At 59.5% G+C, this 25,487-nt stretch carries 22 protein-coding genes and 1 other RNA gene; 11 read left to right on the forward strand and 12 right to left on the reverse strand.

Features of this window, described 5'->3' with window-relative positions:
- Window positions 1-7: 7 nt before the first annotated feature.
- The 6 genes from mraZ to ACXHXG_RS08660 form a co-directional block, all read right to left on the reverse strand.
- Window positions 8-448: a division/cell wall cluster transcriptional repressor MraZ gene (mraZ, locus tag ACXHXG_RS08635; protein WP_457899037.1), complete on the reverse strand. Its 441-nt coding sequence runs from the start codon at window positions 446-448 to the stop codon at window positions 8-10.
- A gap of 432 nt (window positions 449-880) precedes the next feature.
- Window positions 881-1,280: RNase P RNA component class A (gene rnpB, locus ACXHXG_RS08640), an RNA gene on the reverse strand.
- 67 nt (window positions 1,281-1,347) lie between these two features.
- A complete protein-coding gene (locus tag ACXHXG_RS08645) occupies window positions 1,348-2,541 on the reverse strand; it encodes an NAD(P)/FAD-dependent oxidoreductase (protein WP_457899038.1) in 1,194 nt (397 codons plus the stop codon).
- A gap of 82 nt (window positions 2,542-2,623) precedes the next feature.
- Window positions 2,624-3,181 (reverse strand): lytic transglycosylase domain-containing protein, encoded by a 558-nt coding sequence (locus tag ACXHXG_RS08650; RefSeq protein ID WP_283051026.1) that lies wholly within the window; start codon window positions 3,179-3,181, stop codon window positions 2,624-2,626.
- 266 nt (window positions 3,182-3,447) lie between these two features.
- A complete protein-coding gene (locus tag ACXHXG_RS08655; RefSeq protein WP_104823575.1) occupies window positions 3,448-4,209 on the reverse strand; it encodes an N-acetylmuramoyl-L-alanine amidase in 762 nt (253 codons plus the stop codon).
- A complete protein-coding gene (locus ACXHXG_RS08660; RefSeq protein WP_283051029.1) occupies window positions 4,206-4,916 on the reverse strand; it encodes a J domain-containing protein in 711 nt (236 codons plus the stop codon). The genes ACXHXG_RS08655 and ACXHXG_RS08660 overlap by 4 nt, the downstream gene beginning before the upstream one ends.
- Window positions 4,917-5,200: 284 nt before the next feature.
- Between ACXHXG_RS08660 and ACXHXG_RS08665 the strand changes: the two genes are divergently transcribed.
- From ACXHXG_RS08665 to ACXHXG_RS08675, 3 genes are all read left to right on the forward strand, one after another.
- Window positions 5,201-6,412 carry a pyrophosphate--fructose-6-phosphate 1-phosphotransferase gene (locus ACXHXG_RS08665; protein WP_283051031.1) on the forward strand — a complete coding sequence of 404 codons (1,212 nt, stop codon included), beginning with the start codon at window positions 5,201-5,203 and terminating at the stop codon, window positions 6,410-6,412.
- Window positions 6,413-6,471: 59 nt separating this feature from the next.
- Entirely contained in the window at window positions 6,472-7,107 is a 636-nt protein-coding gene (locus tag ACXHXG_RS08670; protein ID WP_457899039.1) for a LysE family translocator, read from the forward strand.
- A gap of 114 nt (window positions 7,108-7,221) precedes the next feature.
- Window positions 7,222-8,379 (forward strand): transglycosylase SLT domain-containing protein, encoded by a 1,158-nt coding sequence (locus ACXHXG_RS08675; protein WP_457899040.1) that lies wholly within the window; start codon window positions 7,222-7,224, stop codon window positions 8,377-8,379.
- 10 nt (window positions 8,380-8,389) lie between these two features.
- Here ACXHXG_RS08675 and ACXHXG_RS08680 read toward each other — a convergent pair whose 3' ends face one another.
- The gene (locus ACXHXG_RS08680; RefSeq protein WP_457899041.1) at window positions 8,390-9,802 is read right to left on the reverse strand and encodes a serine hydrolase domain-containing protein; all 1,413 of its coding nucleotides are present in this window, start codon (window positions 9,800-9,802) and stop codon (window positions 8,390-8,392) included.
- Window positions 9,803-9,993: 191 nt separating this feature from the next.
- On the opposite strand from ACXHXG_RS08680, the gene ACXHXG_RS08685 reads away from it, so the two are divergent.
- The 5 genes from ACXHXG_RS08685 to ACXHXG_RS08705 all read left to right on the forward strand — a co-directional run bounded on the left by ACXHXG_RS08685 (window position 9,994) and on the right by ACXHXG_RS08705 (window position 15,339).
- Window positions 9,994-11,241 (forward strand): BtaA family protein, encoded by a 1,248-nt coding sequence (locus ACXHXG_RS08685; RefSeq protein ID WP_457899042.1) that lies wholly within the window; start codon window positions 9,994-9,996, stop codon window positions 11,239-11,241.
- Entirely contained in the window at window positions 11,238-11,912 is a 675-nt protein-coding gene (locus ACXHXG_RS08690; RefSeq protein WP_457899043.1) for a class I SAM-dependent methyltransferase, read from the forward strand. The genes ACXHXG_RS08685 and ACXHXG_RS08690 overlap by 4 nt, the downstream gene beginning before the upstream one ends.
- Window positions 11,913-12,131: 219 nt before the next feature.
- Window positions 12,132-12,923 (forward strand): glycoside hydrolase family 25 protein, encoded by a 792-nt coding sequence (locus tag ACXHXG_RS08695; RefSeq protein ID WP_104823583.1) that lies wholly within the window; start codon window positions 12,132-12,134, stop codon window positions 12,921-12,923.
- 79 nt (window positions 12,924-13,002) lie between these two features.
- Complete coding sequence (locus ACXHXG_RS08700; protein WP_104823584.1) at window positions 13,003-14,247, forward strand: lytic murein transglycosylase; 1,245 nt, start codon at window positions 13,003-13,005, stop codon at window positions 14,245-14,247.
- Between the two features lie 165 nt (window positions 14,248-14,412).
- On the forward strand, window positions 14,413-15,339 hold the full coding sequence (locus ACXHXG_RS08705) for a DMT family transporter (protein WP_283051044.1): 927 nt from the start codon (window positions 14,413-14,415) through the stop codon (window positions 15,337-15,339).
- Here the strand turns inward: ACXHXG_RS08705 and ACXHXG_RS08710 are convergent.
- The 5 genes from ACXHXG_RS08710 to ACXHXG_RS08730 form a co-directional block, all read right to left on the reverse strand.
- Window positions 15,334-16,224: a hypothetical protein gene (locus ACXHXG_RS08710; RefSeq protein WP_457899044.1), complete on the reverse strand. Its 891-nt coding sequence runs from the start codon at window positions 16,222-16,224 to the stop codon at window positions 15,334-15,336. The genes ACXHXG_RS08705 and ACXHXG_RS08710 overlap by 6 nt on opposite strands.
- A 474-nt stretch (window positions 16,225-16,698) precedes the next feature.
- On the reverse strand, window positions 16,699-17,601 hold the full coding sequence (gene metF / locus ACXHXG_RS08715; RefSeq protein ID WP_283051048.1) for a methylenetetrahydrofolate reductase [NAD(P)H]: 903 nt from the start codon (window positions 17,599-17,601) through the stop codon (window positions 16,699-16,701).
- Window position 17,602: 1 nt separating this feature from the next.
- The gene (locus ACXHXG_RS08720) at window positions 17,603-18,628 is read right to left on the reverse strand and encodes an ArsR/SmtB family transcription factor (protein WP_457899045.1); all 1,026 of its coding nucleotides are present in this window, start codon (window positions 18,626-18,628) and stop codon (window positions 17,603-17,605) included.
- Window positions 18,629-18,821: 193 nt separating this feature from the next.
- Complete coding sequence (gene ettA / locus ACXHXG_RS08725) at window positions 18,822-20,471, reverse strand: energy-dependent translational throttle protein EttA (RefSeq protein ID WP_104823588.1); 1,650 nt, start codon at window positions 20,469-20,471, stop codon at window positions 18,822-18,824.
- A 124-nt stretch (window positions 20,472-20,595) separates the two neighbouring features.
- Window positions 20,596-21,345: a ribonuclease T2 family protein gene (locus ACXHXG_RS08730; protein ID WP_104823589.1), complete on the reverse strand. Its 750-nt coding sequence runs from the start codon at window positions 21,343-21,345 to the stop codon at window positions 20,596-20,598.
- A gap of 170 nt (window positions 21,346-21,515) precedes the next feature.
- Between ACXHXG_RS08730 and ACXHXG_RS08735 the strand changes: the two genes are divergently transcribed.
- From ACXHXG_RS08735 to ACXHXG_RS08745, 3 genes are all read left to right on the forward strand, one after another.
- Window positions 21,516-22,448, forward strand: coding sequence for an alpha/beta hydrolase (locus ACXHXG_RS08735; protein WP_457899497.1), 933 nt, complete (start codon window positions 21,516-21,518; stop codon window positions 22,446-22,448).
- Between the two features lie 161 nt (window positions 22,449-22,609).
- A complete protein-coding gene (gene caiB, locus ACXHXG_RS08740) occupies window positions 22,610-23,812 on the forward strand; it encodes a succinate--glutarate CoA-transferase (protein ID WP_457899046.1) in 1,203 nt (400 codons plus the stop codon).
- The gene (locus ACXHXG_RS08745) at window positions 23,809-25,467 is read left to right on the forward strand and encodes a thiamine pyrophosphate-binding protein (RefSeq protein WP_457899047.1); all 1,659 of its coding nucleotides are present in this window, start codon (window positions 23,809-23,811) and stop codon (window positions 25,465-25,467) included. The genes caiB and ACXHXG_RS08745 overlap by 4 nt, the downstream gene beginning before the upstream one ends.
- The last annotated feature ends 20 nt before the right edge of the window (window positions 25,468-25,487 follow it).

The raw sequence follows: 25,487 nt of genomic DNA on the forward strand, positions 1-25,487 counted from the left end.
CCCCGTTCTATTCTGAGCGCCTGCCCGCCAGCTTGCGCTCCTCTCGTGCCTGCGCCTGCAAGACCTGAAAAGCCTCCGGCTGCCACAGTTGAAAATGATCCGCCCGACCGACGAAGGTCACCTCGTTGGCGATACCGGTGAAGCCGCGGATAAAATCCGTGACCATCAGCCGCCCTTCCGCATCGAGCTTCATAAAGACCCCGCCCCCGTGAATGAGGAGCGACATCTGGTTCGCCGCCGGCGAAAAAGGATCGTCCGCCGCAATCTGCCGCTCGAACCGATCGAGCAGATCGAGACCGCCGACGCTGATCGCCGGAAACACAAAATCCTGGAAACAATACAGCTCCTGGATATTGCGCTCCGCCAGCACGGAACGAAATGCCGCCGGCACGGATACCCGGCCCTTGGCATCGATCCTGTTGGTCGCATTCGATAGGAAGCGGTTCATGACGCGAAACACCCGTTTCCCATGACATACGGGCGATCATTCGCCCGCAGACATAGCCAAAATCGGACACAGCTTCGCAAGCCGAAAGAGAGGATACTCTTCCGACACCCCCAAGAAAGGAGGGATCATGGCTTTGCGATGAATGGGCGATGATTTGCCCTTGTGCAGTGTGCTTTTGGGATACCATGGGACCATATGGGCGTCAATGGGATGAAGCCACAGAGACGTGGCCACAGCCTGAATATTCATAACCCGTTAAGTTTAACGAAAGGTTATGATCGCCCTGAACCGATGAGCCAAAACGGATTGTTTTCACAGACGAAAACCCCTCCGCCGACATGGTCGGAAGACCGACAGACCAATGCTTTTGGGCGCCTTGAGAAATTGTTTCCACAGGGCAATGACGAGCATCGACGCCGGTCGAAAATATGATTTGCCAGTTGGCCTGTAAGCCGGGTTCTGTATGGCTCCGGCCGAGGCCGGAACGTGGCAGCCATTCATCTGGGACGACGCTTGCGCGCCGCCTCGTGCAACCCACCCGGATGACCGGCCCGGAAACGGGCTGGACCGCTTTCGCGATCCGCGTCATCCCTATTCGGTTTTGCTCCCGGTGGGGTTTACCGTGCCGCCGCTGTTGCCAGAGACGCGGTGGGCTCTTACCCCACCCTTTCACCCTTACCCGATCCGAAGACCAGGCGGTTTGCTTTCTGTGGCACTTTCCCTGAGGTTGCCCCCGCCGGACGTTATCCGGCACCGTGTTTCCGTGGAGCCCGGACTTTCCTCACCCCACCGCCTTTCGGCATTGGTGAGGCGCGGCTGCCCGGCCAACTGGCAGGGCTCCATTAGCCGAGAGCGCCGGCAATTGCCATCGAAATATGCGGCTTTATCTGCATTCGGGCCTAAGCGCGGAAATGTGCAGAGAAATCCGTGCGGTAGCCGTCGTCCTTGATTCGACCTTCGAGCAGCAGTTCCGCGCCAAGCCTGCCGATCTCGTCCGAACTCTTCGCCGCCGTACCACAACCGCCGGTCAGCACCGCTACGCGTGGTGACGACGTGTAACCGATCATGGGATAGCCGGTCGGCGAATAGGAAACGGCACAGGAATTGGTGAATGTCGGTGCCCCTGTCACGCTCGGAACCAGCTCGTGGATGATCCGCGTCAGGTGATCGCGTGCCTTGTCGCGACCGGCGGTTCGAAACCACTTACGCAAATCCGGCTCGTTTTCGAATTGGAGATCGTCCGGATCGCCGCCGATCTTGATGTAGTATTTCCCGTCAGGATAGCGGATCGGCGGCAGCAGGTAGATGCTGTCGGTATGGTCAGGCCTCGAAGATATCAGCGACGGCATGGCCGAAAGCGCCTCGGCCTCCGCCTCGCCCACCTCGAAGAAAGCCACAGTGCGACCATAAACCTTCACTTCAACCGGCTGCGGCAACAGATTCTCGGCAATGGAGAAACTGCCGGCGGCAAGCAGGACTCTCTCCGCCCGGAACGTCTCGCCTTCCGCCGTTGTGACGACCACCAGACCGTCCTCGTCGCGGATCGAGACAACCGTCTGCTTGATGACGCGAGCCCCCGCCTTCTCCGCCAGCAACGACTGTGCCTTCACCAGCCGCCGCGGGCTGATATGTCCCGCGCCTTTCGGCTCGTAGACGCCCTCGCTGCCTTCCGCGAAGGAGAAGAACGGAAATTTCGCCTTCAGCGCAGCGTCGTCCAGAAGCTCCGTCCGGACACCGAGCCGAGCTGCCGCATCGACGACATTGCTGACGTAGTCATGGGCGCCGCCACGCTTGGACCCCACCACAAGGCAGCCGACCGGGGCGTAGAATTGAATGCCGCTGTCGCGCTCGATCTCAGCATAGCGGCCGATCGAACGGTTGGCGAGCCGCGCCCAGTCGGCGTCGGGATCGATGGTGCGGGTGATCCGGCCTTCGTCATAGTGACTGCCGAAAACGCCCTGGTGGTTCGCGCGGTCTTCGGGCTCGTCCGGGCCGATGACGGCTATGCCGTCTGTCTGTTTGGCCAGATGGCGCGCGGCAGCAGCCCCCATCATTCCTCGACCGACGACGATGAACCTGAAATCCGCTGCCATGTTATGTCCCTCGCAAATGATCGCAAATTCGATAACATGGAAAGCGATTCCGCCCCACCCGCGATCCTCTTAAAAGCGGCGATTAATCGAGGAGCGCCAGCACCTTACCGCAATATTTCTGCGAGACCGGATTCATGCGCGTTGCTGCATGACCGGCATTGTATTTGAGGATGGTGTTGCAGGTTGGTCCACCGCCAAGTTGCTGTGCCGCGGCGAGGTATTTCATGCCGAACTTGATGTTCGTCTCGGGATCGTAAAGTCCCTTGGCACTGCCCGAATAGCCCATCAGCTTTGCGGTCGTGGGCTTGATCTGCATCAGGCCGATCTCGCCGGCACTACCGCGCCGTTTTGGATTGAAATTGCTTTCGATCTGAATGACCGCGGTCGCCAATTCGACCGGCACGCCGTTCTGCTTGGCGTATTTGGCAATCAGCGCCGAATAGGGATTTTGCGTCGTGAAGGAATTTTCCGCATCCCGCAATTCGGCGGGGACACTCGGCATTGGATAGCCGACCGTACGCGTAATGATCTGCAGGGGGACGGTCTGGGTTTTCTCGCCGTGGGGGTCGGCATAGGCGCAATCATATCCTGTCAGCAGCACGCTCACGCACGCTGCCGCCGCAACAATCAGATTTTTCATTTAGTCTTTTGTCTCCGAGCGCGGAACCGTGGACAGCACAAGCCATCAGTCCGGCGGGAGGCAAAAAGAGCCGCCGGAGTTCACGGTCCCCGTTATTCTTTACGGCCGCGCGACACACAAACTAACTTGCGCGACCGCCGTTCAAGCGGGCGCCGTTAGACCAGCCCAATGCGGAGATAATAGGGAAATGATGTGGCGCTGAAGCACGTTACGCATTTTGAGCGTTGCGGCGTCTATTCCACCGTAAAAACGAGGCCCACCTACCCTTAGGAGAAGCGAGGCAGCGCGGACAGCAAACGATGAAGTGTATCGATGGTCGAAAAATCGGCGATCCCATCCACTCGCTCCTGGCGAAAATGGCGCTGGAAAGCCTCGACGTCTCCCGCCAGTTTTGTGGAGAATTCGCCTGTAATTTCCGTTTCATAACCATAGAGCGAGAGCATGGATTGCAAAGCCTCGATCGGCTGCCCGACATCGCCCCTCTGAAAGAACCGCCCGCCGGTGATCGGCGTCGGTTCGACCCAGTGGCCGACGCCCGCTTCGGCCAGTCGCGCCCACGGAAATTTTTCGCCCGGATCGACCTTGCGAACAGGAGCGACATCGGAGTGTGCAAGCACACGCTCAGGTGAAATTGCCCAGCGATGGCCGCAATCACGACACAGTTCGATGACCGCCTCGATCTGTGCATCGGGAAAATCCGGCAGCCCGCCGGGATGACCGGCATTGGCGATTTCGATGCCGATCGACAGCGAATTGATGTCGGCCTCGTTATGCCAGACGCTCTTGCCGGCATGCCAGGCACGACGTTCCTCCGGCACGAGCTGGATCACCCGCCCATCCTCGAAGACGAAGTAATGGCTCGACACCTGGCTCTCGTCGCGACAGAGCCAATCAAGCGCGCCTTCGGCCGTGCCCATGCCGGTATAGTGCAGCAGGATCATGTCTGGCTTGCGCCCATCCCGCCGCTCGCCATGGTTCGGCGACGGCTGCACGCTGGCACCGGAAAAATCTGCCGCAAAGGAACTCATGCAGCGCGGCGTTCTTTCTCGATTTCCGCGTAGGCTGCATTGAGCGCCGCCATGCGCTCATTGGCGATGAGGTGGAATTCTTCCGGCACGCCGCGCGAGACGAGGCGGTCAGGGTGATTCTCATAGACCAGGCCATGATAGCGGCGACGGATGGTCGTGAAATCGTCCTGGGGCGATACGCCGAGCACCTTGTAGGGATCGCGGCCGCCAGCGCTGACATGGCGCGCCATGATCTGCTCGAACCGCTGCTCGCTCATATGGAAGATCTGAGCAATATGCTGCAGGAAGGCCATTTCCTTCTCGTGGATCAAGCCATCAGCCTTGGCGATATGGAAGAGACCGTCAAGCACGTCTTCCAGCACCGGGCAGTTCTTCGCGCAGGTGACGCAGAGCGACGACAGTTTTTCGGCATAGGCCTCGTAGCCGGCAACGTCCTGGCGTGCCAGATTATAGAGACGTGCGACGTTCTTCGCCTGATCCTGCGGAAATTCGAAGATCTCGCGGAAGGCGTTGACCTCGTTTTCGGTCACCACACCATCGGCCTTCGCCATCTTGGCGGAAAGCGCGATGATGGCGACGGAAAAGGCCACCTTGCGGCGGGTCTCCGGATCGCCTTCGAACAGCGTACGAATGGCTTCGACCACGGCCGACAGGGCATTGCCAGCGGTGCCACCAACAGCATTCAGCAATTTTTCCCAAAACGACATGATGGTCTCAATTACCCCTTCTGAATAGAAACACGTTGATCAAATAATGGTTGCGATTGCAAGGAGTCCATTGGTCGCACAGCCGAAAACACTTTTCACAATTCGGTAATGATGGCGTGTCCGAAGTCGTGATTTGCGATGCCGCCGGATCGGGCAATTCATTGCCCGGATGAAAAAGCAAGCACGCATTTCTTAAATTCTTTACTTTACAGCTATGCCCGCCTGTCGCATCCATTCCGAGGCAATCACCGAAATGAGGCAGCCCGGCTGCGAGGAGGATACCCATGGCCAAACAGAAAGTCGCAATGCTAACCGCCGGCGGATTGGCGCCCTGTCTCTCCTCTGCGGTCGGCGGCCTGATCCAGCGCTACAGCGACGTTGCGCCCGATCTCGACATTATAGCCTATCGCTCCGGCTATCAGGGCGTTCTGCTGGGTGACCGCATCGAGGTGACGCCTGGCATGCGCGAGCGTGCACATCTATTGCACCGCTACGGCGGCTCGCCGATCGGCAACAGCCGCGTCAAGCTCACCAACGCCGCCGACTGCGTCAAACGCGGTCTCGTCAAGGAAGGCGAAAATCCGCTGCGCGTGGCCGCCGAGCGCCTCGCCTCCGACGGCGTCACCATTCTCCATACAATTGGCGGTGACGACACCAACACGACCGCAGCCGATCTTGCCGCCTACCTCGGCGCCAACGGCTATAACTTGACCGTGGTCGGCCTGCCGAAGACGGTGGACAATGATGTCGTGCCGATCCGCCAGTCCCTCGGCGCCTGGACGGCGGCCGAAGTCGGTGCGCATTTCTTCGACAATGTCAGCAACGAACAGACCGCCGCTCCGCGCACCCTCGTCATCCATGAAGTCATGGGCAGAAGCTGCGGCTGGCTGACGGCGGCGACAGCCCGCGCCTATATTCAGAAGACCAGTGCCAATGAATATGTGGATGGCTTCATGATGAATGCCGCCATGAAGAGCATCGACGGCCTCTATCTCCCGGAAATGGCCTTCGACATCGAAGCGGAAGCCGAGCGCCTGAAGGCCGTTATGGACAAGACTGGCCAGGTGACGCTGTTCGTTTCGGAAGGCGCCGCCCTCGAGGCCATCGTGGCCGAGCGGGAAGCTGCCGGTGAAACCATCAAGCGCGATGCCTTCGGTCATGTGAAAATCGACACTATCAATGTCGGCAACTGGTTCCAGAAGCAATTCGCCACCCTGCTCGGCGCAGAGCGCTCCCTGGTGCAGAAATCCGGCTATTTTGCCCGCTCGGCGCCCGCCAACGGCGACGACCTGCGCCTGATTCAGGGCATGGTCGATCTCGCGGTCGAAAGCGCATTGAATAAGGTCTCGGGCGTCACCGGCCATGACGAAGGCCAGGGCGGCAAGCTGCGCACCATCGAATTCCCGCGCATCAAGGGTGGCAAGCCCTTCGATCTGTCCCTGCCATGGTTCGCCGAAGTCATGGATCACATCGGGCAAAAATACGCGCAATCCTAATTGACGGATCGCAAATCCAATGTCTTTGCTGGCGGCGAATAGGAATAGAGGAGGATTCCATGTCCATCGAAACCTGGCTCGCGTTCGCCGCCGCATCCTGCATTATGCTGGCAATACCCGGTCCGACCATTCTCCTTGTGATCTCATATGCACTCGGCCACGGTCGTAAGACGGCGCTGGCAACGGTGACCGGCGTAACGCTTGGCGATTTCACGGCGATGACTGCCTCGCTCGCTGGTCTCGGCGCCCTTCTCGCCACCTCGGCCACTCTGTTCATGCTTCTCAAGCTGATCGGCGCAGCCTACCTCATGTTTCTGGGAATCAAGCTCTGGCGCGCCCCGATTGTGACCGGCCCGATGGGCGACAATGACAATCTTCCGGAAGAAAAGCCGCTGAAGATTTTACTGCACGCCTACGTTGTGACCGCCTTGAACCCGAAGAGCATCGTCTTCTTCATCGCCTTCGTGCCGCAATTTCTCGACCTGTCGAAGCCCTTCCTTCAGCAAACCGTTATTTTGGAGGCGACATTCCTCACTCTGGCAGCACTGAACTCCCTGCTCTACGTTTTCATCGCCGATATGGCGCGCGGTTTTATTCGCAAGGCAAGCGTGCAACGCGCCGTCAACCGGACGGGCGGAACCCTGTTGATAGCCGCCGGCGCAGTGACCGCCGGATATCGCCGGTTGGCCGCTTGATGCTGTCCAGGGTTGCGGGGCGATCACGGATAGGTTAATGGGGGATTCATAAATTTATCAACCCTGTGGCTGATTTGCACCGCAGGGCGGTTTGGTTTTTTCGAAAGTGACAGAATGGTAGCGATCGGATTTCCCAGCCTAAAGCGCAGCGTTGCCTTTTCGGCAATGATGTGCGGCGTCCTCGCAGGGTGTGCAAGCACTCAGCAGCAGACGTCCCAGGCAGAATTCCCGTCGGCACAAACCAACGTGCCGCATCCGAATACAAACCCGGCTCCGGTCGGTGCTGCGTCGACCACAGGCGGCGTAGCGGTGGCTTCCACCACACCAGCTACAGGCCAGCAGATTCAGCCTCAGCAGCAGGCAGCATTGATGAAGTCGGACCGGGTTGGCGCCGGTTCGGTGGCTCCGAATCAGATTCAGGCAGCCCAGGACCGCATGGCTGGTCCGGTGGCAAATGCGCCGAATGCAGCGAACCAGGGTACTGTCGCGATAGCCGCCGTAACCGGCGCGCCCGCAGCGGGTACATCCGCAGCCGCCGCTTATGCGGCCTCCGACGAACCCATGGTTCCCACCGTCGTCGCCATCCCGATCCCGAACCCGGCACGTCCGGGCGATACCGCGCTGTTGCCGGTGTCAGGTTCCGCGGCCCAGGGTCAGGCGACCATTCCGATGACGTCGGACATGGCGGCCATTCAGTCCGTTGTTCCGACGCCCCGCCCGGGCGAAGATGCACCGATCATGGCGCCTGCCGAAGTCGCTTATGCCGCGCCGATGCAGATCGCGGGCATGGGTTATGCAGACACCCGCATGCATTATGATTTCAACTTCGATGCTAGCGGCCCGACGGTCGTTTCGGCGGTACTGACCCCTCAGAATTACGATTCCGACGTGCCGGCGGAGGAGAAGAGCTACGTTTCGAAGCTCATCCAGAAATATGCCAAGCTTTATGAAATTCCGGAATCTTTGATCCATCGCGTCGTTCATCGCGAGAGCCGCTACAATCCGAAGGCATATAACCGCGGCGGTTACTTTGGCCTGATGCAGATTAGATACAACACGGCCAAGTCCATGGGCTACGACGGTCCGCCTGCAGGCCTACTCGATGCCGAGACCAACATCAAATATGCCGCGAAATATCTGCGCGGCGCATGGATGGTGGCCGACAACAAGGCCGAGGCCAAAGAAGCCAATGCCGTTCAGCTCTATGCGCGCGGCTATTATTATGATGCCAAGCGCAAGGGCCTGCCGGACGTCGCGCAAGGCAATTACTGATTATCCCGGATCATTTCGCCAGCGCCGGTTGGGCCATGTCCTGACCGGCGTTGATTATATCCAGTATCCTCTTCAGTAGAATTTGCGGCTTATAGTCCAGCCAGCCCGGCGTCAGCCCCATGCGCACCAGCACGAGATTGGCTGACGGCACAATGGCGACGCTCTGGCCATCATGTCCGAGCATCCAGAACGTATCCGTCGGCAGGCCGAACTGCGCATCCGAACCACCGGGACCGGCAAGCCAGGCTTGAACCTGCGTGTAGATGCCTTCCGATGCCGTCGTCGGAGTGCGCATCGCGCCAACAAAGCCTTCCGGCAACAGGCGCTGGCCCTTCCAGACACCATCCTGCAGCAGGAATTGGCCAAAGCGCGCCCAGTCGCGCGGCGTCGCATAAAGATAGGAACTGCCGACATAAGTACCGCGCTCGTCGGCTTCCAACACAGCGCTGGACATGCCGAGCGGCGCAAACAGCGCTTCACGCGGATAGGTGATCGCCGCACTCTCATTGGGAAGTTTGTTCATCCAAATCCTAGAGAGCAGCGTCGCCGTACCGCTGGAATAGCTGAATCGTTCGCCTGCCGCCGCCTCCTGAGGCGCACTCGAGGCAACCCTGGTCGAATCCGGATCGAGATAGAGCATGCGCGTCACGTCTGAGACTGCGCCATATCCCTCATTGAAGGCTAGGCCGCTCTCCATGCTGAGGAGATCGCTGAGCTTGATGTTCTTGCGGGCATCAGCGCTCCATTGCGGCAAAAGATTCTGATCGTCGAAGGACATGCGGCCGGAAAGCATGAGGCGGCCGATGATGGCGGCATTGACGGTCTTCGTCATCGACCAGCCGATCAAAGGCGTGCCCTTGTCAAACCCCTCGCCATAGGTCTCCGCGATGATGCGGCCGTTCTTGACGACGACGATGGCGCGCATGGCGGGACCGGCAAAGTCCGGATTGGCAAGGAGCTTGGAGAGCGCGAGGCCGGTGTCGTCCTGGCCCAGCACGACCTTATCGCCATCCGGCCAAGGAGAATCGCTTTTGGCCGCTTTGATCTTATTGAGGAACGCCGCGCTGCGCGCCGCCGGCAGATCGCCGTCCGGCACCGTCGTGCAGCCGAGCGCGCCGCGGTAGAGCGCATAGTTTGGTGCAAACATGCCGAGGAAGCGGGCGGTTACCACGCCTTCCTCTCGATTGACCGAAACCCGAACGAGCTTCAGCGCCGGATTGCCCGGCGCCTGCACGTCATCCGCCAATATCCGCTCGGGATCGCGCTTGGCGATAAAGGTATTCGAGCAGACGATCTTGGCGGCATAGCCGTCCCCGACCCTCAACAATTCCGGTGGCCAGACCGAAAGCCAGACCGCACCGCCCGCGACAATGATCAGCAGCAAAAAAACAAGAGCCCCGACCACTCTCGATATTAAACGCATATCACACACCCTCCGAAGGAATGCGGAGACAATCAGGAAATGCAGGAATGTGAAAGACCTATCGTCGCCACAGCCTTGCAAATATCACCGTGACGACCCTACCGGCCGGGTCTGCCAACAGTCCACGTCATCAGACTGTAGCATTGCCGGGTTACACGCGCTGAACCTGACAAATCGGTGACAAGACTCAGATGACGGAATTTGCCCCGGATGCCGGTCTCCATAAGAATCGGAAACTCAAGGACGCTCTGCTGCAACACAAGGCTCTGTCGAAGGCCGGCTTTTCGGAGCGCCTGTTCGGCATGTTGTTTTCCGGCCTTGTCTATCCGCAGATCTGGGAGGATCCGGATATCGACATGGAGGCGATGGAGCTGCAGCCGCACCACCGCATCGTCACAATCGGCTCGGGCGGCTGCAACATGCTCGCCTATCTTTCGCAGAACCCGGCTTCCATCGATGTCGTCGACCTCAATCGTCACCACATCGCGCTGAACAAGCTCAAGCTCGCCGCCTTCCGGCTGCTACCCGGACATGCCGATCTCGTGCGCTTCTTCGGCACGCCGGACGTTAGCGCCAATAGCCAGGCATACGATCAGTTCATCGCGCCGCGTCTCGATCCGGCGACCGCCGCTTACTGGGATGGCCGCGACATGTATGGCCGCCGCCGCGTCACGGTGTTCAACCGCAACATCTATAAGACCGGCCTGCTCGGCCGCTTCATCGGCGCCGCCCATGTGCTGGCCCGCCTGCACGGCGTCCGCCTCGGCAAGATGACGGAAGCCCGCACGGTCCGCGAACAGCGGCAGTTCTTCGACAACGAAATTGCGCCGATCTTCGACAAGCCGATGGTCCGCTGGCTGCTCGGCCGCAAGAGCTCGCTCTTCGGCCTCGGCATCCCGCCGCAACAATATGACGAACTTGCGAGCCTCGCAGGTGACGATTCCATATCTGGCGTCCTGAAGCACCGCCTGGAAAAGCTGGCCTGCCACTTTCCGATCCGGGACAATTATTTCGCGTGGCAGGCCTTTGCGCGGCGCTATGCCTCCCAACACCAAGGCCCGTTGCCGACCTATCTGCGGCCTGAGCACTACGCCGCAATCCGCGCCAATGCCGACCGCGTCGATGTGCATCATGCCAACTTCACGGAGCTTCTGGCCTCCAAGCCCGCCGCTTCGCGCGACCGCTATATCCTGCTCGACGCCCAGGACTGGATGACCGACGAACAGCTCAACGACCTCTGGGCTGAAATTACCCGCACGGCCCGCGAAGGCGCCCGCGTCATTTTCCGCACCGCCGCCGAAAAGAGCATCATCGAAGGTCGCCTCTCCCCCGCCATTCGCGATCAGTGGGTCTATTTCGAAGAGCGCTCGCAGGAGCTTAACGTCCGCGACCGCTCGGCGATCTACGGCGGCTTCCACATCTACGGGAAAAAAGCGTGAGCCAGGCGGATACAGGTCTTCAGACAAGCTCGAAGAACCATGCCGGACTGATGGACGGCATGTACCGTTACCAGCGGCACATCTACGACCTGACCCGCAAATATTACCTCTTCGGCCGCGATCGCACCATTGCGCACCTCAACGTGCCTTTGAGCGGCTCCCTACTGGAAGTGGGTTGCGGCACCGGCCGCAACATGTTGCTGGCTCATCGTCGCTTTCCCTCGGCGAGACTCTATGGCCTCGACATCTCCCAAGAGATGCTAATTTCGGCCCGCAATAATTTTCGCGGGCTGAAACAAGTACCGGATTTCCGCGTCGCCGACGCCACTGCCTTCTCGGCTGGTGATTTCGGTGTCGACGGTTTCGATCGTGTCATGATTTCCTACGCACTCTCGATGATCCCGGACTGGAAGAGCGCAATCGATGCTTCGCTGAACGCGGTCATTCCCGGCGGCGAACTGCACATCGTCGATTTCGGCCAACAGGAGCGCCTGCCTGGTTGGTTCCGCACCATGCTGAAAGGCTGGCTGACAAAGTTCCACGTCACCCCCCGCGCCGACCTCCGCGCCGTGCTCGAAGAGCGAGTCGCGGCGCACGGCGCGAAGCTGGTATTCGAAGAAATCGGCCGGGGTTATGCATGGAGAGCTGTCGTCATAAAGCCGGCCGCCTAGCAAAAAAAGTGGAATTCGGCACGAAATCCGCTCATGCGGCATTCCAAGTATAAGAATTTACTTGAAGATAACGCATTTTTTACGTTGATATGGTGAAAAAGTGGCAAGGGCCGGCTGACAAACAGCTTGGTCCTTTGCCTCTTTTGGATTTTGGGGACCACACATCACGGAAGCCAAGTCTTGGGGCAGCAAGATTACTCGCGCCATAACGGGATATCCATGCGCAGGCTTCTGTCATGCTTACTGCCGCTCGCCCTCCTGCTGAATAGCTGCACCATGGGTTATGACAGCTTCCAGACCGCGTCGATACCGAAGACGCGTTTCAAGGATACGAAGCCGCAGGATTTCGGTCGCGACCATCCGGAGCGCCACCCCATTCACGGCATCGACATCTCGAAATGGCAAGGCGATATCGACTGGCGGACGGTGAAGAGTTCCGGCGTCGCCTTCGCCTTCATCAAGGCGACCGAAGGCAAGGATAGGGTCGATCCCCGCTTCAACGAATATTGGCAGGAAGCCAATAGCGCCGGCATTCCGTACGCCCCCTATCACTTCTACTATTTCTGCTCGACAGCGGACGACCAGGCCGACTGGTTCATCAACAATGTGCCGAAGAATGCAATGATGCTGCCGCCGGTGCTCGACGTCGAGTGGAACGCCGAATCCAAGACCTGCCGCACCCGGCCGGATCCGCAGACGGTGCGCACAGAGATCAAGCGGTTCATGGACCGCCTGGAGGCTTATTACGGCAAGCGCCCGATCATCTATACGTCGGTCGACTTCCATCGCGACAATCTTGCCGGCTATTTCAAGGATTATCACTTCTGGGTCCGCTCGGTCGCAAAGCATCCGACGGCGACCTATGCCGATCGCTCCTGGGCATTCTGGCAATACACGTCGACAGGCGTAATTCCGGGCATCAAGGGGCCAACGGACATCAATGTTTTTGCCGGTTCCGAACAGAATTGGCACAACTGGGTGGCGGCAGTAGAGAAGCAAGGAAATTCTTGAGACTACCTGAATTTCTCTCTTGCTTCTGTCACAATCTTCTGTGAAAGCGACCCTATTCTATCAGCAAAGAGGATCGCCTATGGACCCCTATACCATTCGACGCAGCGCACTCGCGTTTGTCTTCGCTTCAGCCATGGCAAGTGTGGCAATGGCGCAGAACGCGACCCCGACCGCGGCGGCGAATGCAGGTGGAACCAATGCCCCGCAGGTGGCTTGCGGCGGTGATCTCTCTTCCTTCCTGGCCGGCGTCAAGGCCGAGGCCACCGCGGCTGGCGCGGATGCTGCGGCCGCGGACAAGACACTGGCCGGCGCGCAGATCGACCAGAAGGTCCTCGCTATGGATCGTAGCCAGGGCGTATTCCGCCAGACCTTCCTCGAATTCTCGCAGCGCACTGTCAGCCAGGCCCGCCTCGACATCGGCCGCCAGAAGATAAAGCAGTATGCCGACGTCTTCGCCAAGGCCGAGCAGGACTACGGCGTGCCGCCCGGCGTCATCACCGCCTATTGGGCGATGGAAACCGATTTTGGCGCCGTTCAGGGCAATTTCAACACCCGCAACGCGCTCGTTACTCTCTCGCACGACTGCCGGCGCCCCGAGTTTTTCCGCCCTCGTCTGATCGCATTCATTGAAATGGTGCAGCATGGCGATGCCGATCCGGAAACCACGACCGGTGCATGGGCTGGCGAAATCGGCCAGACGCAGATGCTGCCGCCCTCGATCATTGCTTTCGGTGTTGATGGCGATGGCGACGGCCACGTCAATTTGAAGACAAGCGCGCCCGACGTCATTCTGACGACGGCCCGATACATCCAAAGCCTGGGCTTCCAGCGCGGCCAGCCCTGGCTGCAGGAAGTCACGGTGCCGGATAATCTGCCTTGGGAGAAATCCGGCCTGGGCGGCCCACTCACGGCCGCCGACTGGTTCCAGCTCGGCGTCAAGCCGCGCGACGGTAACACCAATTTCGGTTCCCTGGCGGCCGCCCTCATCCTGCCGCAGGGCCGCAAAGGCCCGGCTTTCCTGACCTATCCGAACTACAACGCCTATCTGGAATGGAACCAGTCGTTCATCTACACGACGTCCGCAGCCTATTTCGCCACACGTTTTGCTGGCGCTCCAACCTATAACAAAGGCACACCGGAAGCGGGCCTGAACGATGTCGATATGAAAGCGCTTCAAACCAAGCTTTCGGCACGCGGCTACGATGTCGGCAAGATAGACGGTATTCTCGGCTCGGGCACGCGCGTCGCCGTTCAAAAAGAACAGTTTCGCCTCGGCCTTCCCGCTGACGGCTGGGCGACACAATCATTGCTGAACGCGCTTTAAGGGCGATTGCCTTGCCATGGAAGGCGGCCGCTGGCCGCCTTTTTCGTTTTTGCACCTGCAACTATCAGATGATTTTCCGGGTATCCGATCGAGGCTCGGCAAGAAACGGGTAGAAAGCGCCTCTGATTTCGTCAAAATAAACTCAAAATGGCGGAGGTGCAGCGGATGAACACCAGCAATGGCATGAACGCACTGACCTGGAGCCTGCTGTTGGCGCTCGGCTTGATCTGGGGCGGTTCATTCTTCTTCGCCCGCATCGCCGTCCATTATGTGCCGCCGTTTACGCTGGTCTTCCTTCGCTTGTCGCTCGCGGCAATAGCGCTGCATGCCTACATTGCCGGTCGTTTCGCAATCTATGATTTGCTGCGAACCCATTGGCGGCAGTTCCTATTGCTGGGCTTGATCAACAACGCCGTGCCGCATGCGCTGATCTTCGTCGGTCAAACCCAGATGGGTGCGGGGCTCGCATCCATTCTGAACGCAACGACGCCGATCTGGACCGTATTGATCGGCAATCACTTCACCACCGACGAGCGGCTGACCTCCGCCAAGCTCGCCGGCTGCCTGACAGGGCTCGCCGGCACGATCGTGCTGCTCGGCCCAAGCGTGGCGAGTGGAGCCGCAGTTCCGCTCTGGGCGCTGCTGCTGCCAATCCTTGCCGCGATCTCCTACGGTTTCGCCGCGATCTATGCCAAGCGTTTCAAAGGCATGGCGCCGCCCGTTATCGCAGCAGGTCAACTGACCTGCTCCGCAGCGCTCATACTGCCGGTGGCTCTTTTGCTGGATCAACCTTGGACGCTGGCCACACCGCCCGCCAGCGCCCTCGCCGCCATTCTCGGCATGGCGCTGTTGTCGACGGCCTTCGCCTATATCCTCTATTTCCGCATCATGGCGCTCGCCGGCGCCACCAACGCCTCGCTGGTGACCCTGCTCGTACCGCCAAGCGCCATTCTCCTCGGCTTTCTCTTCCTCGGCGAACGCCTGGGACTGACGGAAATTGCCGGCATGCTGCTGATCGGCACAGGCCTGCTCATTCTCGACGGGCGGCTTTTCGCACGCCTGCGACCGAACGCGGGAACGGGTGACCTATAATTCGGCCGCAACGGCCCGCCGGACCAATCTGCCAAGCACTGACGGCACGATCAGGAAAAACGCGAAATAAAGGGTGGTCAGCACCGGCACCAAATAGACGACGGCACTCTCGTCTGGAGAAAGACTGCCGAGATAGCCGAGGGCGGCCCAGATGATGGCCAGAGCCAGACAAGCGAACAGCCAGAGACGCCACAGATGCCCCTGTCGCAGCCTTTCGGCGCGCATGAAGGGCGCGATTGCCGGAGCGAGCATGGCGCCAAACATCAACAGCAAACCACCAAGCTTATTCTCCGTCGCGCGCAACAACGCATAGAACGGGAGAAGATACCAGGGCGACACGATCTGAAACGTATCTTCCGTCGGCAAATCGGGAAGGCTGAACAGACGGTTCGTCGTCAGACCGAAAGCAATGCCGGAGACCACCGCCGCGACGCCAACCACGGCAAGGAAAATCACGATCCGACGCCAGGAGTGCCTTTGCCAGGTCGCATGATGCATGACGCCCAGATCGACGATCAGGATCGCAAGCGACAACACGATCTTGAAATCATAGCCCGTCACGGACCAGGCAGCCATGATGTTGCCGATCAACGGGAATTGCGCCAGCCAGAACTCCAACTGTCCCCAAGGCACCAGAAAGGAGAGGAAGGGTACCAGTTCCGACATCACCCAAACGCCGATCAGCAGGACCCACGACACTTTCCGCCAGGCTGAGAAATCGCCGATATAGATCGAAAAACCGATATGGATGAACAGCGCCAGATAAAATGTGCCGGTCAAGCTCAGCGCGCCGTTTCGCGCCGGAAGAAGCAAGCCGGCCAATACGACAAGAACGAGGAAAAGACCGATATCGTGCGCTCGCGACCGATTTATCTCATCGCTCATGACGCACTTCTCCCACCCTTTCCACTGCCGGCGAATATCCCAGATTAACCGATTCATGCCTCAGCAAAAGACATCCGCCTTAATCTTGTTCACAGCTAAATTAATGATGCATTAAATTTCGTGAACGCCACACCTCTATAGTTTTCGCATTAAAAACAATCACTTGCCACGATATCTCGATTCAAAACCTGCGCAACCTACCGCGTCGCAGCATCGAATTCGCTTTCCAAGCGACACATTTTTGACATAGGCTCTAACAGTTGACTAAGGAGGAAGACATGGGATTGACGCGATCCATCAACGTCCTAGTGGTCAGTGCAGCGTTCCTATTCGTTTTGACGATGCTTTTCATCTGACGAAGTAGCGACAGTGCAGGAAACCGAACTCCTGAAAGCGAACAAAACACCTATTTCATTTAAAAAGCGCATGCCGGAAACCGACATGCGCTTTTTCATGTTCACACCCCAGATCTTGTCAGGCGGCGGCGCCGGCGCGTGCATCTGCCCTGCGCTGTATGCCCAACCGGTCAAGAACGGCCGAGACCAGCGGCGAGCGGTTCATCGTATAGAGATGAAACTCATGAAAGCCGCGACGAACCAGGTCCTCGATCTGCTCCGCGGCGACATCAGCCGCGACATTGGCCCGCTTGTCGGCCTGCTCGTCCAAGCCGTCAAAACGCTCGTCCAGCCAGGAAGGAATGTTGGTGCCGCAGGCGCCGGCAAACCGCTTTAATTGCGTCAAGTTCTGGATCGGCATGATACCCGGCACGACGGGAATCTTGATACCGGCGGCACGGACGCGGTCGTGATAACGTTCAAACGCGTCATTGTCGAAGAAGAACTGGGTCAGCGCCCTGTTGGCGCCATTATCGGCCTTGCGCTTCAGCATGTCGATATCGGCTGCTGTATCACGGCTCTCCGGATGTTTCTCCGGATAGGCGGAGACGGAAATATCGAAATCGCCGCGCTCGCGTAGTGCCAATACCAGCTCGGCCGCATTGGCGTAGCCGCCCGGATGCGGCTGGTAGGCGGAGCCGACGCCGCCCGGCGGGTCGCCACGCAACGCCACGAAACGGCGGGTGCCGGCGGCGAGCAAATCGTCGATGACACGATGCGTTTCCTCGCGCGTTGCCCCCACGCAGGTCAGATGCGAAGCAGTCGAGAACGGCGTCTCGTGGATCATCCGGCGCACGGCAGACAATGTCGGCGCCTTGGTCGAACCACCCGCGCCATAGGTAACCGAGACAAAATCCGCGTCCCATTCGGCCAGATCAGCCACCGTGTTCCACAATTGCGTCTCGGCTTCTTCCGATTTCGGCGGGAAGAATTCGAAGGAAATACGAATGCCACGCTGGCCGTTTTCAGTCTTTGAAGGCATATCAAGCTCTCCCGGCAAGAATGGGGGACGATTGGCGATCCTGCCCGGCGGCGATCAGCAGCCGCGGGTCGCGCGCCAGCCAGATCGTGACCGTCAGCGCTTGACCGCCTTCCTTCCCCGAATGAAGGTCCTGCACCTGTTCGACATCAAGCCCTGCCATTTTCAACCATTCCGATATGGTCTGATGCGAGAAACCGAGTCTCAGATGCGCATGTTCGTCGCGTAGATATTCCAGCCCGTGCGGCGCAAGATCGATGATCACCAGCCGGCCGCCGGGCCTGAGCATTCGCGCCGCCTCGTTAATGGCAATCTCCGGCTGGTCGAGGAAATGCAGCACCTGATGGATGGTAATCAGGTCGAAATCCTGCGCCTCGAGCGGCAGGTTGAAAATGTCGCCATGTCGCACGGAAGCGGCGGTGATGTTCGATCGGTCCAGATTGGCGCGCGCCACGGCCAGCATGTCACGGCTGGCGTCGATGCCGACTGCGCGGCGATAATGACCCGCCAACAATTGCAGCATACGGCCCGTGCCGGTGCCGAGATCCAGGAAAGAGTCGATCTGCTGCGGCCCGATCAAGTCGATCAGCGCCTTGTCGACATCCTCGTCGGCCACATGCAGTCGGCGAAGCTCATCCCATTCCGCAGCATTGCGGCTGAAATAGGCCTGCGCCCGTTCCGCACGGACACGCTTGACGGCAGAAAGCCGCTCGCCATCCCGCAGCAACACCGGATCGTTTTCAGCCGCGTGGCGGAGAAGCGTGCGCACGAGGACGACCGCCTTGCCTTCCTGCTTCAGACGGAAATAGGCCCAGGCACCCTCCTGATAGCGGTCGATCAGGCCGGCCTCGCCGAGCAGCTTCAGATGGCGGGAAATGCGGGGCTGCGACTGGCCGAGAATTTCGGTAAGATCCGTCACGGTGAGATCGCCAGCCGCAAGAAGCGCCAGCAGACGTAACCGCGTCGGCTCGCCGGCCGCCTTCAGTATGTCCACCAGATCATCCAAACCGAATTTCACGAGATCCGTCATCCAGCACCCAATCAAGATATAAAGATATCTTTATGTGATTTGCATGCGATCTGCAAGACCCAATTGCTGGCTGGGAGAATTCGACGTCGGAAATCCGTTAGTTTTTGTCGGCCGGGGAATATGCGCTTCCTGACCTACGGCAAAGAAAAACCCCGGACTTGCCGGGGCTCTCCATGACAGAAAGACAGCAAACTTATCGTGTCAGGCGCTTGTGCGCCTGGCTGCCCGGATTGAGAGCATCGGGGCCGAGGCGGCGGATCTTGTCTTGCTCGTAATCTTCGAAATTGCCTTCGAACCATTCAACATGGCCTTCGCCTTCAAAGGCCAGAATATGCGTGGCCAGGCGGTCGAGGAACATGCGATCATGGCTGATGATGATGGCGCAGCCAGCGAAGTTTTCGAGCGCGCTTTCCAGCGCCCCCAGCGTTTCCGTATCGAGGTCGTTGGTCGGTTCGTCGAGCAGAAGCACGTTGCCGCCAGCCTTCAGCATCTTGGCTAGGTGAACGCGGTTGCGCTGACCGCCGGAGAGATTACCGACCTTCTGCTGCTGGTCGCCGCCCTTGAAGTTGAAGGCACCGCAATAGGCGCGCGAGTTCATGTCGAACTTGCCGAGCTTGATGATTTCGGCGCCGCCGGAGATTTCCTCCCATACGGTCTTATTGCCGTCAAGCGCGTCGCGGCTCTGGTCGACATAGCTGAGATGCACTGTCTCGCCGATGCGGATCGAGCCGGAATCCGGCTTTTCCTGCCCGGTAATCATCTTGAACAGGGTCGTCTTGCCGGCGCCGTTCGGGCCGATGATGCCGACGATGCCGCCCGGCGGCAGCTTGATCGACAGATCGTTGACCAGCGTGCGACCTTCGAAGCCCTTGGTGATGCCCTCCATCTCGATCACCACCTGGCCGAGACGCTCGCTGACCGGAATGATGATCTGCGCATCACCGGGGCGCTGATTTTCGGCAGCATCGACTAGCTGTTCGTAAGCGTTGATACGCGCCTTGGACTTGGCTTGACGGGCCTTGGGGCTGGAGGCGATCCATTCCTGTTCGCGGCTGATTGCCTTCTGACGGCCAGCTTCTTCGCGGGCTTCCTGCAGCATGCGCTTGGCCTTGGCCTGCAGATAGGCGGAATAGTTGCCTTCGTAGGGAATGCCACGGCCGCGGTCGAGTTCGAGAATCCAGCCGGTAACATTGTCGAGGAAGTAGCGGTCGTGGGTGATCATCATCACGGCACCCGGATAGTCGCGCAGGTGCTTTTCCAGCCAGGCGATGGTCTCGGCGTCGAGATGGTTGGTCGGTTCGTCGAGCAGCAGCAGGTCCGGCTGCGAGAGAAGCAAGCGGCAAAGCGCGATACGGCGGCGCTCACCGCCGGAAAGGCTGGTGACTTCGGCATCGCGCGGCGGGCAGCACAATGCTTCCATCGCCATCTCGACCTGGCTTTCCAGATCCCAGAGATTCTGGCTGTCGATGATATCCTGGAGTTTGGCGCCCTCGTCCGCCGTCTCGTCGGAATAGTTCATCATCAATTCGTTGTAGCGATTGAGGATTTCGGTTTTCTTGGCAACGCCTTCCATGACGTTTTCGAACACCGTCTTGTTGGGATCGAGCTGAGGCTCCTGCGCCAGGTAGCCGATAGTGGCGCCTTCGGCCAACCAGGCTTCGCCGGTATATTCCTTGTCGAGGCCGGCCATGATGCGCAGCACGGTCGACTTACCGGCACCATTCGGGCCGAGAATACCGATCTTGGCGTCGGGATAAAAAGAGAGATGAATATTTTCGAGGATCTTCTTGGCGCCATAGGCCTTATTTAGACCGGCCATATGATAGATGAACTGACGTGCCATAGCTTGGGTTACTCCACGGGCGGATACATTGCGAATTGTGCCGCTATGTAGGCGAAACCCCGCCCTCGGGCAACGGAGAAACCTTGTCCGAGGGCATTTATCGCGCCGAGCCGCCTGCTGGGTGTCAGAAACCCGCTGCGTCCACCACGCCCTGATCGCAGCCGAACGATGTGCTGCCAGCGCCCTGGATCAATTGCTCAAGTCGCGGCTCGTTTCCTTCCGACGGCTGAATAGCGTCTTCCGACAAGCCGATCGTCAGTTCCGAGATCACCCGCACCTTGCCGACTTGGCGGCAGCTCATCTTCACGCGGCCACTGGCGCCCTCGCCAAAACTTTTGTCGAAAGCAGCCTTGATGGTTTCGGCATCGAGCGTCTTGCCGATATTCTGCGCGAAAAGATCGCGCACAGCGGACGCATTGAGTTCATTGATCAACCCCACCGCAGTCCCGAAATAATCATCGGCGCTGAGCTTGGTGCAACTGCCGTGTTTGATCCACTCATGCCGCTCCAGACCGGATTGCGTGCCGGGCATGACTTTGTCCAGCGCGGCCTTGGTTTCCGCCGAGAGTTGAACAGCCGGCAGGTCTTTCCAGTCCCGGCCGCGATCGGACTGCTTCAGATCATCGGAAACGTCGCAATATTCCTGCCGCATCGGCCAGAGGCCGTGTAGTGAAAAGTTCTTGGCGTCAAAATTATTCGCTGATTGATTTCGGCATTCCGCCTTCTTTTGGTTCGTCGCGCAGAACGCGGGTTCCCAACTCGCCGCCAGAATAAAGCGCGTCCGTCCATGGCTATTCTCCTCAGCCACGGCACTCGTCGCCATCACCACCGCAGTCAGAACCGCAACTGCAAACCTTTGAAGCCAAGGCTTCATTTCATACCTCCAAAATAGAACAATATGAGAACAAATAAGCAGTTTGATTTGCCGCACGCAACCCTGAATCGCAAAAACCACGAAGATTTATTTCTGTGAGCTTCCCTCGCCGTCCATTGCAATCCCGCCGGCGATGACCTTTCGTCCCACATGGGGAGGAAACACGCATGATGTTTGCCGAAACGAGGCATTTGCATAGTCCGACGGGCGCGACGCTCGCCTATCATCATGCGCCGGCAGAGGGCGCCGCGCGTGGCGTGCTTCTCGTCAGCCACGGTCTTGCCGAACATTCCCGTCGCTATGAACGCTTCGCCGCAGCGATGGCAGCACGCGGCTTTCATGTCTATGCTCACGATCATCGCGGCCACGGCGAGACAAAAGCTGTCGATGCGCCACTCGGCCGCTTCGCAAGGCGCAACGGTGTCGATGCGGTCATTGCCGATGTGCTGGCGATCCGAGAGCTTGCCGCAACCGCCCATCCCGGCCTGCCGATCATTCTCTTCGGCCACTCCATGGGCGGGCTGATCAGCCTCAACGTGGCCGTGACGCATCCCGACAAGTTCGACGCCGTCACCGTTTGGAACTCAAATTTCAACCCTGGTCTCGCCGGGCGCGCAGCGCAGGTCATCCTGAAGGCGGAACGCATGCTGAAGGGGTCCGATGTGCCGAGCGGCCTGTTGCCGAAGCTGACCTTCGGCGCCTGGGGCCAATCGATCGCCAACCGCCGCACCGAATTCGATTGGCTATCCCGTATTCCCGAAGAGGTGGATAAGTACATTGCCGACCCGCTCTGCGGCTTCAATGCCTCGGTGTCGCTGTGGCTGGATATTTTCGAACTGACCTTCCGTGCACCACAAAGGGATCACCTCGATCGGCTTCGGCGCGACATGCCGATCCATCTTATCGGCGGCAGGCATGACCCGGCGACGAACAATGGAAAAGCAATTTCCTGGCTGTCAGATCATTTGAAAAAGGCCGGCTTCTCGCATACCACCATGACCATCTATCAGGACATGCGGCATGAGACTCTGAACGAGATCGGTGCGGCCGCAACCATTTCGGATTTTGCCGACTGGTGTCAGCAAGTGACGGCAAAGGACTGATTCCCAAAGGAATGTTTGAATAAATGCCACCGGCGGTTCCCTGCCCCGTTTGCATCAACCGAAGCCTCCATATTCTCTGGCGCGAGCGGCGCTTTGCTTCCGGGCCGGTATCCGATACATCTGAGAACACTTTCGTGCCGTAGCCGCCCATCGGGACCGATATGACCGATAATAAAACCAAGAAACCACCCCTTTCCGGCATTCGTGTCATCGAACTCGCCCGCGTTCTTGCCGGCCCCTGGGCAGGGCAGATGCTGGCCGATCTGGGCGCTGACGTCGTTAAGGTCGAGAACCCGGATGGAGGCGACGATACGCGCCAATGGGGTCCGCCTTTCGTCGAAGGCAAGGATGGGGAAAACCTTTCCGCCGCCTATTACCACTCCGCCAATCGCGGCAAACGTTCCGTTGTCGCTGATCTCAGGACCGAAGAGGGCCAGGCCCTTGTTCGGCGGCTGGTCATGACCGCCGATGTGCTGATCGAGAATTTCAAGCTGGGCGGCCTCGTCAAATATGGACTCGACTACGAGAGCCTGCGGAAGATCAATCCAAAACTGGTCTATTGCTCGATCACCGGCTTCGGCCAGACCGGTCCCTATGCCGGTCTCGCAGGCTATGACTATATCGTCCAGGGCATGTCCGGCTTCATGTCGATCACCGGTGAGCCGGATGGGCAGCCGATGAAGGCGGGTGTCGCGATCGCCGATATCTTTACCGGCATCTATGCCGTCTCCGCGATCGAAGCAGCCCTGATCCACGCGCTTAAGACCGGCGAAGGTCAGCTTGTCGACATGGCGCTGCTCGACGTGCAATCCGCCGTGCTTGCCAATCAGAACATGAACTACCTGATCTCCGGCAAGGCTCCCACCCGCCTTGGCAATGCCCATCCCAATATCTCGCCCTATGAGGTCGTGCCGACGGCCGATGGTTACCTGATCCTTGCTGTCGGCAATGACGGGCAGTTCCGCCGCCTCTGCACGATTCTCGGCATCGACGAGCAGGCAAATGATGAGCGCTACGCAACCAACAAGGCGCGCGTCGCCCATCGCCACGACGTCCGCGCTTTCATCTCGGCGAAAACGCTTTCCTGGAAGAAGGCGGATCTGCTGAAAGCCTGCGAGGACAATGCCGTGCCGGCCGGCGCGATCAATACGATCGAAGACATGTTCGCCGACCCGCAGATTGAGGCTCGCGGCCTGCGGATCGATCTTGAGGATGCCGCAGGCACCGTCATTCCGAGCGTGCGCACACCGGTCGTCTTGTCGGAAACGCCGCTGACCTATACGCGGCCAAGCCCGCGCCTTGGTGAACATCAGGAGGAGGTTCTCGCCGAATTGGCGGAACTGGAAGGAAGGGCAAAACCATGAAACGCACCGGCGGTCAGCTTATCGTCGAAGCCCTCAAGGCAAATGGCGTCCAGCGCATCTCCTGCGTTCCCGGCGAAAGCTTTCTGGCCGTGCTCGATGCGCTGCATGACAGCGACATCGGCGTGCTGGTCTGCCGCCAGGAGGGTGGCGCGGCGATGATGGCGGATGCGTGGGGCCGGCTGACCGGTGAGCCCGGCATCTGCATGGTCACCCGCGGTCCGGGGGCGACCAATGCCTCGGCCGGCCTGCATATTGCACGGCAGGATTCCATCCCGCTGATCCTCTTCATCGGCCAGGTGCAGCGCGATGCCCGCGAGCGCGAGGCCTTTCAGGAGGTGGAGTTCCGCCGCGCCTTCACCGAATTCGCCAAATGGGTCGGCGAGATCGACGATGCCGCCCGTATTCCGGAATTCGTCACCCGCGCCTTCGCGGTGGCCACTTCGGGCCGGCCCGGCCCCGTCGTGCTGACCCTGCCTGAAGATATGCTGCGCGACGAGGTCGAAGCCCCACATACCAAGCGCTACATGCCGGTCGCTGCCCATCCCGGCCGCAGCCAGATCGATGATCTCCATTTGCGCCTGATCGCAGCGGAACGTCCAATGGTTATCCTCGGCGGCACGCGCTGGGGCGAGGAGGCGGTCGCTAATCTCCGGAGCTTCGCCGAACGCTTCAAGCTGCCCGTCGGCTGCTCCTTCCGTCGGCAAATGCTGTTCGATCATCTGCATCCGAATTATGCCGGCGACGTCGGCATCGGCATCAACCCCGCGCTGGCGAAGGAGATCAAGGAAGCGGATCTGCTGATCCTTCTCGGCGGACGCCTTTCCGAGATGCCATCGTCCGGCTACACACTGGTCGATATCCCCTACCCGCACCAACAACTCGTCCACATCCATCCCGATCCGTCGGAGCTCGGCCGGGTCTATCGTCCGGATCTGGCGATCTGCGCAAGCCCCGCCGACTTCGTGGTGGCACTCGCCGATCTCGAAGCACCGGCGGAACCGCGTTGGGCAGAGCGGACGGAGCGCATGCACGCGGCTTATCTCGCCTGGTCGAAAACGCCGGAAAAGAGCCCCGGTGCCGTGCATATGGGCCGGATCATGGATTGGATCGAGGCCAATACCGCGCCCGATACGGTCTTCACCAATGGTGCCGGCAATTACGCCACCTGGCTGCACCGCTTCCATCGTTTTCGCCGCTTCAACACACAGGCGGCCCCGACTTCGGGTTCGATGGGTTATGGCCTGCCCGCCGCGGTTGCCGCCAAGCAGCTCTTCCCTGAGCGCGAGGTGATCTGCTTTGCAGGTGACGGCTGTTTCATGATGCACGGGCAGGAATTCGCGACTGCCGTGCAATATCACCTGCCCTTGATTGCGCTGGTCATCAACAACGGCATGTACGGCACCATCCGCATGCATCAAGAGCGGGAATATCCCGGCCGCGTCAGCGCCACAGCTTTGAACAATCCGGATTTCGCAGCCTTTGCCCGCGCCTACGGCGGCCATGGCGAAACGGTGAAGACCAGCGAAGAATTCGCCCCCGCCTTTGAACGGGCGCGCGCCAGCGGCAAGCCGGCGATCATTGAGATCGTGCTCGACCCCGAGGCGATCACGCCCTCACGGACCCTGACGGAAATTTCGCAAACAAAAAGCCGGTGAGAGTGCTTCACCGGCTTTTC

This window comes from Rhizobium sp. LEGMi-198b, from assembly GCF_054114205.1.

Bases quoted from the DNA above. Each gene is read 5' to 3' on its own strand.
- caiB (WP_457899046.1), top strand. From the start codon at position 22,610: ATGACCGATAATAAAACCAAGAAACCACCCCTTTCCGGCATTCGTGTC.
- ACXHXG_RS08650 (WP_283051026.1), bottom strand. From the start codon at position 3,181: ATGAAAAATCTGATTGTTGCGGCGGCAGCGTGCGTGAGCGTGCTGCTG.
- ACXHXG_RS08655 (WP_104823575.1), bottom strand. From the start codon at position 4,209: ATGAGTTCCTTTGCGGCAGATTTTTCCGGTGCCAGCGTGCAGCCGTCG.
- ACXHXG_RS08645 (WP_457899038.1), bottom strand. From the start codon at position 2,541: ATGGCAGCGGATTTCAGGTTCATCGTCGTCGGTCGAGGAATGATGGGG.
- ACXHXG_RS08730 (WP_104823589.1), bottom strand. From the start codon at position 21,345: ATGAAGCCTTGGCTTCAAAGGTTTGCAGTTGCGGTTCTGACTGCGGTG.
- ACXHXG_RS08680 (WP_457899041.1), bottom strand. From the start codon at position 9,802: ATGCGTTTAATATCGAGAGTGGTCGGGGCTCTTGTTTTTTTGCTGCTG.
- ACXHXG_RS08660 (WP_283051029.1), bottom strand. From the start codon at position 4,916: ATGTCGTTTTGGGAAAAATTGCTGAATGCTGTTGGTGGCACCGCTGGC.
- mraZ (WP_457899037.1), bottom strand. From the start codon at position 448: ATGAACCGCTTCCTATCGAATGCGACCAACAGGATCGATGCCAAGGGC.
- ACXHXG_RS08670 (WP_457899039.1), top strand. From the start codon at position 6,472: ATGTCCATCGAAACCTGGCTCGCGTTCGCCGCCGCATCCTGCATTATG.
- ACXHXG_RS08695 (WP_104823583.1), top strand. From the start codon at position 12,132: ATGCGCAGGCTTCTGTCATGCTTACTGCCGCTCGCCCTCCTGCTGAAT.
- metF (WP_283051048.1), bottom strand. From the start codon at position 17,601: ATGCCTTCAAAGACTGAAAACGGCCAGCGTGGCATTCGTATTTCCTTC.
- ACXHXG_RS08735 (WP_457899497.1), top strand. From the start codon at position 21,516: ATGTTTGCCGAAACGAGGCATTTGCATAGTCCGACGGGCGCGACGCTC.
- ACXHXG_RS08720 (WP_457899045.1), bottom strand. From the start codon at position 18,628: ATGACGGATCTCGTGAAATTCGGTTTGGATGATCTGGTGGACATACTG.
- ACXHXG_RS08710 (WP_457899044.1), bottom strand. From the start codon at position 16,224: ATGAGCGATGAGATAAATCGGTCGCGAGCGCACGATATCGGTCTTTTC.
- ACXHXG_RS08675 (WP_457899040.1), top strand. From the start codon at position 7,222: ATGGTAGCGATCGGATTTCCCAGCCTAAAGCGCAGCGTTGCCTTTTCG.
- ettA (WP_104823588.1), bottom strand. From the start codon at position 20,471: ATGGCACGTCAGTTCATCTATCATATGGCCGGTCTAAATAAGGCCTAT.
- ACXHXG_RS08705 (WP_283051044.1), top strand. From the start codon at position 14,413: ATGAACACCAGCAATGGCATGAACGCACTGACCTGGAGCCTGCTGTTG.
- ACXHXG_RS08685 (WP_457899042.1), top strand. From the start codon at position 9,994: ATGACGGAATTTGCCCCGGATGCCGGTCTCCATAAGAATCGGAAACTC.
- ACXHXG_RS08700 (WP_104823584.1), top strand. From the start codon at position 13,003: ATGGACCCCTATACCATTCGACGCAGCGCACTCGCGTTTGTCTTCGCT.
- ACXHXG_RS08745 (WP_457899047.1), top strand. From the start codon at position 23,809: ATGAAACGCACCGGCGGTCAGCTTATCGTCGAAGCCCTCAAGGCAAAT.
- ACXHXG_RS08665 (WP_283051031.1), top strand. From the start codon at position 5,201: ATGGCCAAACAGAAAGTCGCAATGCTAACCGCCGGCGGATTGGCGCCC.